Here is a 13,072-nt window from a genome sequence, read left to right on the forward strand (position 1 = left end):
GGCGACAAGCACAATGGCAGAAGTTCCACTCCCGACACCTACGCAGGCTCCTGTCCCGAGCACCGATATCCGTAACGCGGTATTTGCTGGCGCTAAGCTTGACGAAGAGGTTACTGGCTCTGGTGAATTCTATACGGATCGCCTTGGCATTAAACGCCTGACCAATACGGGGCGAAATAACCAGTTCAATGCTGCGCAGCAAGAAAGGGCCGACCAGTTCCAGCAGTTCCTCCTTTCGTCCGGTTACGTGTTCCTCGGTGACTATGAAGACGGTCCGTTTCAGTTCAGCGCCCGTAACCAGTACATCCGGTATAACGACCAATATTACCGCCTGAATGCCACCACGGATGTCGGATTTACGACGACCGGTACCGACGCGATCAGTTTTGCGAATGATGTGGCTCACTTCGTTCTGATGGATGGCGATACGCTTCGCCAAAACCTGGGTTCAGGCGACGGCCAAAAACTGATAGGAGAATACTCCAGCATCAGTGAGCTGAGAGCGACCACGCTGGACCATCACGGGCAGAAAGTAAAAGTAAAATTCTGGGACATAGAGCTGGGCACGGCGCTTGTTAACGTATTTTATGTTTACGATGCCAATGACCATATCTCTGTCGATGATGGTTACAGGACAATTGTCAATGCAGCGGGCCAGCGCTTTAAAGCATTGCTCAACGATACCCTTGATTTACGTATCGTAGGGTTGCGTTCGTACGGCGATAACCTGGGCACTGCCTTTAATCGCGCTCTGAATGCGGAGCTGGCACGTGTATTTGCCGCCGACTCCGCAATGAAGATGGCGACAATTAAACTCCCGGCGCTGACCTCGTTTGATGACCCCAACGTTTCAACATATAACGCTATTCTGAATGCCTCCATCGTGATGCCGTCATATACGCCCGTTGAGTGTGACGGGAATTATTTCTGCAAATTTAACCCGATTAACGATGTCGCCATTCGCATTACGAACACCATCGAAGGGGTGAAGCCGTCCCAGACCGTATGGCGAAACATGCAAGGCGTGAAAATGTTCGCCAATAAATCGGGGCAATTTCAATTAGTCGGGCCGGGCGCTACGGTCAGCCAGTCGGCCGGTATTCGGGTCGGTAATGACCGCGCTGGTGATGATGTACTCGATCTGCGGGACTTATGCCTGGAAGATGTCCAGATCCGTGCATTCCGGTATGGTCTGGATTGTATCTGGAATGACACCTATCTCCTGACCTACCGGAACCTGAAGTTAACCGGAAACTATTTCAACCTGTCATCCCTGCTGGCGGCAAAGCAGAATGCGGGGGAAAACATCCGAGTGGAAAACTGTCTTCTGGCGGATTCTGTTTCACATCAGGTTTACTGGAACTCCCCTGGCATTAACGTCACGATTGATAAGGTCAGTATTGACTACGCTGGCGGGAGTGCATTCTATTTTGACAACGGGGCGCGCGGGTGCGACTTTCATACGCACGGTGGGCATATCGAAGGCTGGGACGGTATGCTGGTATTTCAGGTGGCTCAGCTGGTTGCCTGGTACAATCAGGCTAACGCCATCACCTTCAGCAACACCCCGATTAAAGCCGCCGGTACCTCACCGGGCGTCTGGGCACCACGCCGTAAAATTCTGCATTCCGGCCAGGTACTCCCCGGTCTTGGAACGCGGGTCACGTTCGAGAATAGCCCGGTATACTGGCCCGCCCCAGCTTCTGAGCCGCATGTAGCGCTGATGGGTTATACCGACCCGACGCCAGAGAATATGAAGGCGATATACCACTGCCCGAACTCGCCTTACCCGGATTGCCTAGTGAACTACCGCCAGTCAATGAACAAGGGACTTTACCGATTCGGCGGCACAGAGGGTGTTTCCGTTAAGGACCTGACAGACCCGTTAACCGGATTTACCTTCTCAACCAATGGCAACCCGTCAATTGTCTATGGCGGTGAAGACGCGGACGGTCTGCGACATATCATCATTAATTTCGATGCAACAACAACATGGGTTGAGTTGCGGAATAAAGGTCTTTACTACGCACTTGAGCGAGAAGCTGAAATTAATACGGCGATTTCCGTCATGATGGAAAATATCACTGAGGGAGACCTGACGCTGAATACGCGGTTCCATTATTACTACGGCGCAGCAAAAGCCTATGACGGTTACGAAGACGGAAGAACTAAAAGCCTGACTGCACTGCTGTCGGCAACGTATAACGGCATTAACACCCCCCTGACGACATCAAAATATGTTGGTGAGCAATCCGCCATGTCATATGTCCGTCAGGACAGCGCCCACCCGACGCAGGCGGAATACGTTCAGGCAGCAATTGTCCTGCGGGGTGCGAAAGGTCAGGCGCGTATCAAGCTCCCTGCAATCTGGACAACCAAAGGCAGAGGCGCCGCCTTTGCTTTCAGCTAAATGAGGTAAATGATGGTTACTGCAAAATTTATGTGTTCGTACCTGTACCAGGCTTCTGATAATTCGCGGCTTGATGTGTATCTCGATCCCGTTCTTGAGGACGGGAATCCAACGGGAAACGTGTCATTAACCCTGACAAATCCTGATGCTTATTCTGCATTCGAGCAGGGTAAAATTTACAAGCTAAGCTTTGAGGAAGTTTCTGCATAACAAATTCCCGCCAGTAATGGCGGGATAACTTTAGGATTCAGTTGCACCGCTGAACTCGTCCAGTGTTTTCAGCCAGGTGTAGGCCTGAGTTACCGGGTCTACTCCGGTGATATCGTACGGGCAGTTATAGGTTGTTTGCCTGAAGAACTCTGAAGAACCCGGGGCTGACCAGTTGGCTGTTATAGACAACACCGCATGTCCGTCAGCAATATAAATATCACCGATGGTGACTTTCGCGCTCTCAACAGAAATACCTTTAAAGGTTGTATCAACAATTAAAGACATTAGTCCCCCTTAACCTTGTGTGAGTGTGTATGTTGTGACTGTTCCGGCGGCGTTTTTGAACTGTATTTTGAGGACGCCGCCGGATTCGTAAAACATTGCAGTACCGTTATCCAGATAGGCGGCGTTGCTCTGCGAAGGAACTCCCATAATAGCCATCCCGCCATTCTCTCCCCTCACTCTGAGCCCTTTAGTGAAAACCCCATTAAAAACTGGTAGCAGGGCGGCATTTCCACGCTCACTTCCTGATGTGCCGTACGTCAGTTCAAACAAAAGACGCCCGATGGCATTTGCCAGAAATGCCCCTCGCGGATGCCCGTCAATCCATACCTGCGTTTCCGTTGATGAATACGAGCCAAGTGACATACTCGACATCTCACTGAATGATGGCAGGCTCGGCAATGTGCACCAGTCTTTATCAATGTCAGTAGCCATTGATGATGGCGCATACAAGCCATACCCGCCGGTAATGACCGTATCATCCACGATAATGGTGATTTTGCTGACCTTGTTATTTTTGCCAGGCACTTTGATCTGGGCGACCGGGTCAGATACGGTACCGTTCTTCCGGTTATTGTTTTTCGAGAACACATCATCAATGATGTTATATTCGCCAATAAAGTTGGTCCCCGAGCTGTAACAATCCTCTATGTGAAGGTTCCTGTAGGTACTGCCCTGACCGTCTCCCCATGCTCCTGTCCCGTGACAACCGATAGCCGTCAGATTGGTAACTTCATGTTTAAGCGGAAGCAGATTCCAGGCAAATTGCGCCAGCGTGTAATCATCCACGCGCTGTGCGGCTTCACCATAATCTGACGCGAGGTCAAAGCCATCGTAATAACACTGCTCTGCGGTGAGGTTATCCCACTTCACACCATAGCAACGAGCTGAGCGGCCATTGACTTCATTCTGATACGTTTTAAATCCGGACTCACCACAGCGGTAGGCACTAGTACCATAAATACGATTAGACTTTCCTTTATGGCGCATATACACCACTCCGGATGTTGAACCGTACCTGACTTCACCATCGATAACTTTATTTCCCTTACCCCATGCGGTTGTCCCGGTGTTATTGAAAAGAATGGTGCCGTACTGGTGCTTACCGCCCATAACCGATGGCTCTGATACAGTACAGAAATTACAATCCATGAAGGTGATCGCAATATATCTCCCCCTTGGATTCAGCACACTGACACCCCGTGAGGTATGAATGATGGGACCGCCGCAAATCTGTTGATTCTTTACTGTGTCAGACAATAAAGGCCAGACATCTTTATCGCTGGCGGTTGGTTGATATCCTGCTTCTTCATTCGTCTGAACGACTGAATTGGCAATGGTTTCTGCGTTATCTATCCAGTTTCCGTCCGTATCCCAGCGATTAATAACCCAGGGGGCTGTGATGTTCTGAAACCACATATCTTTGAGAATGGATTTAGGGCCGAGATTATGCAGGTTAAATAACTGCGTATCGCTGTTAATCGGCGCTTCCCAGCGCAAATGAATATTTGAGAACTGCGCATCGAAATTAACAGCAACAGTTAAATTCACCACGGTATCAACAATGCACTCACGGCCAGACGCTGCGGCGTATGCCAGAAAATTCAGTAGCCCTGTTGCCGTGGAGCCGTAAAACGATAGCTTCTCCCGCTCCAGATATTTGATGTGCTCCCGGACTGTTTTGCCGTCAGAGTGTGTAACAATATCATCGCCCATTCCCTCTTCGCTTGAACCCAGGTTTGAGCGAATAACATCAGCATTTTACAATCTGTATTTTCAGGGAGTTACACAGTGCTGATTGGTTATGCCAGGGTCTCAACTGGGGATCAAAACCTCGATTTACAGAAAAACGCACTGATTCGCTCAGAATGTGAGCTGATTTTTGAAGATACAGCGAGCGGGAAGAATGCCCGGCGCCCGGGATTAAAGCGCGCGCTGCGGCGACTCCGCCCGGGTGATGTGCTGGTGGTCTGGAAACTGGATCGACTGGGTCGCAGCGTGCGCGATTTGATAACGCTGGTGTCGGAGTTGCAGGAGAGGGGAATACATTTCCGCAGCCTGACCGATTCGATAGATACATCAACGGCCGCCGGCCGCTTCTTCTTTCACGTCATGAGCGCCCTGGCAGAAATGGAGCGCGAATTGATAGTAGAGAGGACCCGCGCTGGCCTGGCAGCAGCGAGAGAGCAGGGGCGTATCGGCGGACGTCGCAGAGTGATGACCCCTGAGGTTGTCGAACTGGCGCGACGAATGCTGGAGAACGGTGCAACCCGGCAGCAGGTGGCTGATGTGACAGGCGTGGACGTGAAAACAATCTACAAGTACCTCCCGGCGACTTGAAGACAAAGATTTCACTACTTTTCCTGATATGTTACGTTTGGCTTAATCAATTCATTCAGCTTTGAAAACAGTTTGGTTTGTTCGTGAACGGTAAGAAAACAATAAGTTTTGAGCAATTTTTAACTATTAACAGCAATCTTGTTTCCATCTCAGATACATGGGCTGACTTGTGGGCGTTAATTTTTCACACGGGTTTAAGCGCTGGAAGGCTGCTGAGTATTCGATATGATGATATTGATGGTGGCTTGATACTGATACGAAAACAGGGTCACCTGAAGGAGCTACGTGTTGAATCAACCCCTCCAGTGGAGGCGATGATTGCTCGTAGAAGAGAACGCTATCCAGAAGATGTTTTTTTATTTCAGAGTCATTCTAACCGTGTGAAGTACCAACGCCGGCCGGTCACTATAATTGCTTTCAACGCCGCTTTACGTCTCGCCGCTAGATCATTACCAGACGTTAAAGTAAGTAGTCGTAGCGCGAGAAACATACCGGACTAACCGCCTGTCCAGTAGCGTGTGGCCGATGCGATCGGTGTGGGGGTGAAGACTATTTTCAAATATTTGCCGGTACAATACGGCGGTAAAAAATCCCCTTGAGCAGGCACACTCAAGGGGAAAATACTACATAACATCATTGCTGTGTGCGTCTTTGCGCTCATCTATCTTCCAAGAAGATGCCTAAAGCTTCCAGATATTTCTGGTCTGAGCAGTTAAAACATTGGATCGGCGGCCTATGTGATAGGAGGGGGTGAAGACGATTTATAAATATTTTTCGGCGGATAATCCGCACCATCAACATGTTACGCCTGTCAGGGGTATTGATAGTCGTAACCTCTCTTGATCTGAACTTCCGATAAAAATACTGTATATAAAATCAGTATTATTGAGAGGTTCAGATCATGCCACGTCGATACGAAATAGAAGCAGCCTGCCGGGCGGCGATAGTTATCGAGCCCAACGGAAGGCGCACCATCACTACGCGCCGATTCCTGGCGGAGCTGGAGCGGTATAACTGGCACTGGTCGCCACGGCAGGCCAATCAGTGGATAGAAGGTTACGTGACGACGTTCCGGGATGTTTCAACACAGGAGGGTGATGACCGCACGTTCCAGTTATTCAACCCGAACGGAGGACTGTGATATGGGCTTCCCGTCTCCAGCCACTGACTATATCGAGCGCAGGATCAGCATTACCAGTCTGTGCAACCTTGGTGCCAATACGCTTGTAGTTGAAACCAGTGACGGATATGCGGTCATTGACGTGTCTCGGCGGCCGCAGCAGGGAGATACGGTGCTTGTTCGATATGACGGGCGCGCTGAGTTTGCAAAGCTGATGGGAAGGGCGCTTATAACGGCTGACGGGGAGGCGATCGAGGGAGAGGCTCTCGACGACGTTGAGGTTTGCGGCGTAGTGACGCATACAATCATCGATCTGATGCAGGATGAGAACCCTGTTTAAAAAAATCCCCAGGAGCAGGCACTCTCTGGGGTAAATGCTGCATAACATTATTGCTGTGTGCGACTTTGCACAATGACCATTTTCTAAGAAAAATCGTAGGTTATCGAGATAAATTTAACAGGTAGGAGGAGAGGCTGGGCATGTTCTCGGGGTAGTGACGCTTACCATTATCGATGTGAGAGAGGATCGTTCTCCGGTGTGAGCCAGGTAATGGGGCATGGATGGGGCATAAAATTGACATGGTTCCGCAATGCTTATGCCCGGTTAGTGATTTGGTGCACCACAAAACGTTGAAAAATCCCCGGTTATAACGGGATATTACACGGTTAGTGAAAATAGCCCGCTAAATTATGGACTTTCAACTCTATTCTTTAGGGGCTGCGCTGGTTTTTCATGAAATCTTTTTTCCTGAGCAATCAGCCGCAATGGCGCTTATTCTGGCGATGGGGACCTATGGCGCGGGATATATTGCGCGAATAGTCGGTGCTTTTATCTTTGGCCGGATGGGTGACAAAATCGGACGTAAACGCGTTCTCTTTATCACTATTACGATGATGGGCATTTGTACCACCCTGATTGGGGTGTTGCCTACCTATGCGCAGGTTGGCATTTTTGCGCCAGTGTTACTGGTGACTTTACGTATTGTCCAGGGGCTGGGCGCCGGGGCTGAAATCTCCGGAGCAGGTACCATGCTGGCCGAATATGCGCCGAAGGGGAAACGCGGCATCATTTCGTCGCTGGTCGCAATGGGGACCAACTGCGGCACGCTGAGCGCAACAGCTATCTGGGCGATAATGTTTTTCCTGCTTGACCGGGAGGAGCTGGTGGCATGGGGATGGCGAATCCCGTTCCTTGCCAGCGCCGTGGTGATGATATTCGCTATCTGGCTGCGGCTGAACCTTAAAGAAAGTCCGGTATTTGAACAGGTCAACGAGGGAAGCGAGCTGCAAACCGGCGCGGCGGATCGGGAGACTACTTTTGGCGCGATGCTGAAAAGTAAATCCTTCTGGCTGGCAACCGGGTTACGTTTCGGGCAGGCGGGTAATTCAGGTTTATTGCAGACGTTCCTGGCCGGCTATTTGGTACAGACCTTATTATTTGATAAAGCTATTCCAACCGATGCTTTAATGATTAGTTCCGGCATCGGTTTTATCACCATCCCTCTCCTCGGGTGGTTATCCGATAAAATCGGTCGCCGTGTCCCTTATATTATCGTGAATATCACCGCCATTATACTGGCCTATCCGATGGTCTCGATCATTGTTGATAAGAGCTACAGCGTCGGCGCAATTATGGCGTCGTTGATTGTCATCCATAATATTGCTGTGCTGGGTCTGTTTGCGCTTGAAAATATCACCATGGCGGAAATTTTCGGTTCGCGTAACCGCTTTACGCGAATGGCGATTTCAAAAGAAACCGGTGGTTTAGTTGCCGTAGGCTTTGGTCCGGTACTGGCCGGTATTTTCTGTAATATGACGGAGTCATGGTGGCCGATCGTTGCCATGCTTATCTGCTACTCGTCTATTGGCTTGCTCTCCGCTCTCCTTATGCCAGAAGTGCGGGACCGCGATCTCAGCTTGCTGGACGATGCGGCAGACGCCGTTCCTCAACATCGCGAGGTGAGAAGCGGTCAGTTAACCTGAACCGTTGACAGACCGACGTGCAAACTGGCCGGGTGCGGAACCCGGCTTTTTATTTCCTCTATTCACCCGTAGTGAAACAGACTGTGAATGGCAAAATCTTCTTGTATGGTAGTTGATGGAAATCAAAGATGTCATACCAATTGCATGAGATGGTTTACCTCACAGAGGCATTCTCCTCGAGAATGGTTGATTAGTAATCATAAAAATGAGAGTCACCATGGAAAACACGCTTTTAACAGCCAAGGCAACGCTTCCTTCCTACGATCGCAGCAAACTGGTTTCGCGCATTGTCCATCTCGGTTTTGGCGCATTCCATCGCGCGCACCAGGCGGTCTATGCCGATATTCTGGCGGCAGAACAGGGCAGCGATTGGGGCTACACCGAAGTTAACCTGATTGGCGGCGAGCAGCAGATTGCCGATCTGCAGAAACAGGATCTCCTGTATACCGTTGCCGAAATGTCGGCGGATGCCTGGACGGCCCGCGTGGTCGGCGTGGTTAAACAAGCCATGCATGCAGAGGTCGATGGCCTTGAGAGTGTGCTGGCGAAGATGTGTGAGCCTCAGGTGGCCATTGTATCCCTGACGATTACCGAAAAAGGCTATTGCCACTCGCCGTCCACCGGCGAGATACAGCTGGAGCATCCGCTGATCGCGGCGGATATTCTGAATCCGCACCAGCCGAAATCTGCGCCGGGCGTTATCGTTGAAGCCCTGGCGCGGCGCAAAGCTGCAGGCTTGCCGGCATTCAGCGTGATGTCCTGCGATAATATGCCGGAGAACGGTCATGTCACGCGCAATGTGGTTTGTGCCCTGGCGCGCGCAATTGACGGCGATCTCGCCGACTGGATTGCGCAACAGGTGACCTTCCCGTCGACGATGGTTGATCGCATTGTGCCGGCGGTGACGGCCGACACGCTGGATAAAATTGAGCAGTTGACCGGCGTGCGCGATCCGGCGGGCGTTGCCTGTGAGCCGTTCCGTCAGTGGGTCATTGAAGACAACTTTGTGGCGGGTCGCCCGGCGTGGGAACTCGCGGGGGCCGAACTGGTCGCTGACGTCGTACCTTTTGAAGAGATGAAACTGCGTATGCTCAACGGCAGCCACTCTTTCCTCGCCTATCTGGGATATCTGGCCGGCTATCAGCATATCAATGACTGTATGCAGGATCAGAATTACCGCCGTGCGGCGCGCAGCTTAATGCTCAGCGAACAGGCGCCGACGTTGAAAGTCCAGGGCGTTGATCTGGAACGTTACGCCGGGCTTCTCATCGACCGTTACAGCAACCCGGCACTGAAGCACCGCACCTGGCAGATTGCGATGGACGGCAGCCAGAAACTGCCGCAGCGGATGCTGGATTCCGTGCGCTGGCATCTCGCGCAGCGTACCGACTTCAGCCTGCTGGCGATGGGGATCGCGGGCTGGATGTGCTATGTCGGCGGCGTTGATGAGCAGGGACAGGCGATTGAGATCTGCGATCCGCTGCTGCCGGTGATTCAGCAGGCGGTCCAGAACAGCGCTGGGGGGCCGGAACGAGTGAAAGCGTTGCTGGGTATCGAAGCCATCTTTGGCCGCGATTTGCCGCAGAACGGTCGTTTTGTCGATGCCGTAACGAGCGCCTGGCTGTCGTTGAAAGCGCGGGGCGCGAAGGCGACCGTTGCGGCCTGGGCCCAGACTCACTAGCGGCACCCGTCCCGCTCGACCTTGTGGAACAATATTAAGACACCCATCCGGGTGTCTTAATTTTTGCAATCACGTTCGTTAACATCCTGGCAGGGCGTTTTCTTCGGCGGTAAAAATATTTATTGTGGCTTTTATACAAATATTGATCGAGAACATTGAATATACATAACTTTAGCTATCCAGAGCTAACTATATATAATTGATGTTTATTTTAATGAATATGCCAGATTACAGGGTTATTAGTTGTGTGGGACTGAAAATAAATATGTCATGATGTGCGCAGTGAAATTAAGTACTTCGGAAAAAGGAGCCGCATATGTACAAGAAAATTCTCTTGCCGGTCGATGTATTTGAAATGGATTTGAGTGATAAAGCGGTTCGTCATGCTGAGTTCCTGGCGTCGGCTGAAGAGGGCGAAATTACGTTATTAAACGTATTGCCAAACAGCAGTCGTTCCGTTTTACGCGGCTTCGCTGCGGATATTCAGAAATTCGAAACCTTTATGAAAGCAGAGTCAGAAAAGAAAATGCAGACGCTGTCCCGTCTGTTCTCGATTCCGGCTGAGCGGATTCATACCCGGGTAGTATTTGGCAATGTCCGCGATGAAATACTGGCTATCGGCAATGCCGACGAGTTTGACGTGATTGTTGTTGGTTCACGCACACCGGGCCTATCCACGCATCTTCTCGGCTCGAACGCTGAATCAATTCTGCGCTACGCAAAAATACCGGTGCTGGTTGTCCGCTAGCGTATTTAGCCATCAGGGCGGCAGCGTTGCTGTTTATTTGGCTGCCGCCGAAATCATTTACTCTTCACTAAACCAGTCGCGGTTTTCCTGACGAATTAATAATACCGATTCACTGATTTCATGCAGGTGAATATTCATCGCGGTCCCGACCGCTTCCGCATCACGATTTTCCAGAGCCTGAAAAATTTGATGGTGTTGGCGCAACAGCATCTCCGGCGAGGTAATGTGATCGAGGCTCATGTAGCGGACCCGGTCAATTGTCGCTTTAATATTCTCGACGGTATCCCACGCCAACTGACAGTCGGCAATCAGCGACAGTTTTTGGTGAAATTCATCATCCAGCTGAAAAAAATCATTTAACTGCTGACGCTCAACCGCAATACGCTGCTGGTTAAGATTTTGCTCAAGCTGATAGATTTGTTCAGCGGTGATCATTCCGGCGGCACGGCGCACCACGGCGCATTCGATAGCCTGGCGAACGAAACATCCGTTGCGCACCTGAGACAGTGAGATCTTATTGACATAGCTGCCGCGCTGCGGGCGAATTTGAATAAGACCATTCTCAGCCAGTTTGATAAAAGCCTCACGCACCGGTTGGCGGGAAACGCTAAAACGCACAGACACTTCTTTCTCAGACAGCGGGGTACCCGGCGGGATCAAACAATGAACGATATCATGGCGAAGGATACGATAAATTTGCTGGTTTACAGGCTGTGTCGGATTAAGTTGCAATTCTGCGGCCATTGATGGTTACTTTTATTGGGGGATATGCGCTATTTTACGCGTTATTTGTCCATTCGCCCATACCCGGCCGCAAAGCGACCGGGCTGCCGGTTTTAGCCCGCGCGATGGACGCTCAGGCCGGCAAAGCTTTGGCTGACCGGCATCATTTCCAGCGTGTTGATATTGACATGCGCGGGCAGGGTGGCGACCCACCATACCGCTTCGGTCACATCTTCCGCTGTTAATGCCTGGGTATTCTCGTAGGCTTTACTCGCTTTAGCATCGTCGCCTTTAAAACGGACGTTAGAGAACTCAGTACCGCCGACCAGGCCAGGCTCTACATCGGTCACTCGAATGGCTGTACCGTGCAGATCGGTACGCAGGTTCAGGCTGAACTGACGCACAAAGGCTTTGGTCGCGCCGTAGACGTTGCCGCCGGAATAAGGCCAGCTGCCGGCGGTGGAACCGATATTAATAATATGACCGCGGTTACGCTCAACCATACCCGGCAGCACGGCACGGGTCATATAGACCAGCCCTTTGTTGTTGGTGTCGATCATGTCTTCCCAGTCTTCGACGCTGGCTTTGTGCGCCGGCTCAAGGCCCAGCGCCAGACCGGCGTTATTGACCAGCACATCGATGGCCTGCCACTCGGCCGGTAGTCCGGCAATCATCTCTTCAATCGCGGCACGGTTGCGGACATCCAGCTGCGCGATGTAGAGATTCGCGCCCAGCTCATCCTGCAACGTTTTCAGGCGCTCTTCGCGACGCCCGGTGGCGATCACCTTGTGACCATTAGCGATAAAACGGCGAGTCATGCTTTCACCAAAACCTGCTGTTGCCCCGGTAATCAGAATAATCATTATCGCTCCTGTCAATGTTCTCATCATGCCCCAGCCGTCTTATGTCGGGGCTTTCCATACCGTCTTGCTTAATATTTTGCGTAAAAACGGTTCGCCGGCGTATTGCTGCGCGCCAAAGGACCCAATCCGGAGAAAAAGATTAAACAATGACGATAACCGCTCGTTACCAGCACTGTAGCTACAAAAGAAAAGAGAGTCTACATCCGTGGAACAAGCAATACGTTTCCAAAACAGGTAATTGCGACGGCGAGCGCGGATGAGCGCCTTTCCGCCGGGATAAACATCGCTGTGGCAAGAGTGGGCGAACCGGCGCTGTTGGCTAACGGAAAAAGAGGTGGCCGGCTGGTCAGTTATGCGAACCTTGTGGAAAAATAAACAAGAAAGCATTCATGGCATGAATTGATCATCGACGACATTATGGGGATTGTTATTCTGCCGCCACACGACAGAAGAGCACAGGATTGACACCTAAATCCTTGTCGCGCCGGCCCTTTGCGGCGGCGCTTTTTTGCCTGAGGAGGGTTCCGATGAACGAATGGGAAGAAGAAGAGAGCATTCCGACGCACGCCACCATAATCAGCACGGCAATCGATATTCTTGGCGTAACGGGCGCGCTGCTGGTGGCCGGCGTTTTCTTTTTTTTGTTATGACCGCATTCGGGTAGCGCCACTCGCCAGCAGGCGGAAATCATTGCGGTCAATCAATGAGTTGC

The 13,072-nt window shown here is 51.2% G+C and carries 12 protein-coding genes and 1 pseudogene; 9 read left to right on the top strand and 4 right to left on the bottom strand.

Annotation, left to right across the window (positions count from 1 at the left end; genetic code table 11):
* The first annotated feature begins 13 nt into the window (after positions 1-13).
* Positions 14-2,410 (top strand): putative phage tail protein, encoded by a 2,397-nt coding sequence (locus Q1L34_RS12075; RefSeq protein WP_071359445.1) that lies wholly within the window; start codon positions 14-16, stop codon positions 2,408-2,410.
* A 240-nt stretch (positions 2,411-2,650) separates the two neighbouring features.
* Here Q1L34_RS12075 and Q1L34_RS12080 read toward each other — a convergent pair whose 3' ends face one another.
* On the bottom strand, positions 2,651-2,905 hold the full coding sequence (locus tag Q1L34_RS12080) for a hypothetical protein (RefSeq protein WP_071359443.1): 255 nt from the start codon (positions 2,903-2,905) through the stop codon (positions 2,651-2,653).
* 9 nt (positions 2,906-2,914) lie between these two features.
* On the bottom strand, positions 2,915-4,618 hold the full coding sequence (locus Q1L34_RS12085) for a tail spike protein (RefSeq protein ID WP_201405730.1): 1,704 nt from the start codon (positions 4,616-4,618) through the stop codon (positions 2,915-2,917).
* 75 nt (positions 4,619-4,693) lie between these two features.
* Here Q1L34_RS12085 and Q1L34_RS12090 point away from each other — a divergent pair, with 75 nt between their 5' ends.
* From Q1L34_RS12090 to Q1L34_RS12120, 7 genes and pseudogenes are all read left to right on the top strand, one after another.
* Positions 4,694-5,242: a recombinase family protein gene (locus Q1L34_RS12090; RefSeq protein WP_118860667.1), complete on the top strand. Its 549-nt coding sequence runs from the start codon at positions 4,694-4,696 to the stop codon at positions 5,240-5,242.
* A gap of 77 nt (positions 5,243-5,319) precedes the next feature.
* The gene (locus tag Q1L34_RS12095) at positions 5,320-5,742 is read left to right on the top strand and encodes a site-specific integrase (protein ID WP_081351920.1); all 423 of its coding nucleotides are present in this window, start codon (positions 5,320-5,322) and stop codon (positions 5,740-5,742) included.
* A gap of 401 nt (positions 5,743-6,143) precedes the next feature.
* Positions 6,144-6,383: a hypothetical protein gene (locus Q1L34_RS12100; protein ID WP_064368081.1), complete on the top strand. Its 240-nt coding sequence runs from the start codon at positions 6,144-6,146 to the stop codon at positions 6,381-6,383.
* Positions 6,340-6,702: a LexA family protein gene (locus Q1L34_RS12105; protein WP_081351919.1), complete on the top strand. Its 363-nt coding sequence runs from the start codon at positions 6,340-6,342 to the stop codon at positions 6,700-6,702. The genes Q1L34_RS12100 and Q1L34_RS12105 overlap by 44 nt, the downstream gene beginning before the upstream one ends.
* Before the next feature lie 350 nt (positions 6,703-7,052).
* Positions 7,053-8,345: pseudogene (locus Q1L34_RS12110) on the top strand (MFS transporter); the annotation flags it as partial.
* Between the two features lie 217 nt (positions 8,346-8,562).
* Positions 8,563-10,026 carry a mannitol dehydrogenase family protein gene (locus Q1L34_RS12115; RefSeq protein ID WP_151333628.1) on the top strand — a complete coding sequence of 488 codons (1,464 nt, stop codon included), beginning with the start codon at positions 8,563-8,565 and terminating at the stop codon, positions 10,024-10,026.
* Between the two features lie 316 nt (positions 10,027-10,342).
* The gene (locus tag Q1L34_RS12120; protein ID WP_015584251.1) at positions 10,343-10,774 is read left to right on the top strand and encodes a universal stress protein; all 432 of its coding nucleotides are present in this window, start codon (positions 10,343-10,345) and stop codon (positions 10,772-10,774) included.
* A 57-nt stretch (positions 10,775-10,831) separates the two neighbouring features.
* Here Q1L34_RS12120 and Q1L34_RS12125 read toward each other — a convergent pair whose 3' ends face one another.
* Entirely contained in the window at positions 10,832-11,518 is a 687-nt protein-coding gene (locus Q1L34_RS12125; RefSeq protein ID WP_004862416.1) for a GntR family transcriptional regulator, read from the bottom strand.
* A 92-nt stretch (positions 11,519-11,610) separates the two neighbouring features.
* Positions 11,611-12,360 (bottom strand): bifunctional NADP-dependent 3-hydroxy acid dehydrogenase/3-hydroxypropionate dehydrogenase YdfG, encoded by a 750-nt coding sequence (ydfG, locus tag Q1L34_RS12130; RefSeq protein WP_044351728.1) that lies wholly within the window; start codon positions 12,358-12,360, stop codon positions 11,611-11,613.
* Between the two features lie 527 nt (positions 12,361-12,887).
* On the opposite strand from ydfG, the gene Q1L34_RS12135 reads away from it, so the two are divergent.
* Positions 12,888-13,010 carry a hypothetical protein gene (locus tag Q1L34_RS12135; protein ID WP_004862412.1) on the top strand — a complete coding sequence of 41 codons (123 nt, stop codon included), beginning with the start codon at positions 12,888-12,890 and terminating at the stop codon, positions 13,008-13,010.
* Positions 13,011-13,072: the final 62 nt, after the last annotated feature.

The sequence above is a fragment of the Klebsiella ornithinolytica genome (assembly GCF_030505655.1).
Classification (GTDB): domain Bacteria; phylum Pseudomonadota; class Gammaproteobacteria; order Enterobacterales; family Enterobacteriaceae; genus Klebsiella; species Klebsiella ornithinolytica.

Excerpts from the sequence above, each read along its gene's own strand:
- Q1L34_RS12120 (WP_015584251.1), top strand. The coding sequence starts at position 10,343 with ATGTACAAGAAAATTCTCTTGCCGGTCGATGTATTTGAAATGGATTTG.
- Q1L34_RS12080 (WP_071359443.1), bottom strand. The coding sequence starts at position 2,905 with ATGTCTTTAATTGTTGATACAACCTTTAAAGGTATTTCTGTTGAGAGC.
- Q1L34_RS12115 (WP_151333628.1), top strand. The coding sequence starts at position 8,563 with ATGGAAAACACGCTTTTAACAGCCAAGGCAACGCTTCCTTCCTACGAT.
- Q1L34_RS12135 (WP_004862412.1), top strand. The coding sequence starts at position 12,888 with ATGAACGAATGGGAAGAAGAAGAGAGCATTCCGACGCACGCCACCATA.
- Q1L34_RS12085 (WP_201405730.1), bottom strand. The coding sequence starts at position 4,618 with ATGGGCGATGATATTGTTACACACTCTGACGGCAAAACAGTCCGGGAG.
- Q1L34_RS12075 (WP_071359445.1), top strand. The coding sequence starts at position 14 with ATGGCAGAAGTTCCACTCCCGACACCTACGCAGGCTCCTGTCCCGAGC.
- Q1L34_RS12125 (WP_004862416.1), bottom strand. The coding sequence starts at position 11,518 with ATGGCCGCAGAATTGCAACTTAATCCGACACAGCCTGTAAACCAGCAA.
- Q1L34_RS12100 (WP_064368081.1), top strand. The coding sequence starts at position 6,144 with ATGCCACGTCGATACGAAATAGAAGCAGCCTGCCGGGCGGCGATAGTT.
- ydfG (WP_044351728.1), bottom strand. The coding sequence starts at position 12,360 with ATGATTATTCTGATTACCGGGGCAACAGCAGGTTTTGGTGAAAGCATG.
- Q1L34_RS12105 (WP_081351919.1), top strand. The coding sequence starts at position 6,340 with ATGACCGCACGTTCCAGTTATTCAACCCGAACGGAGGACTGTGATATG.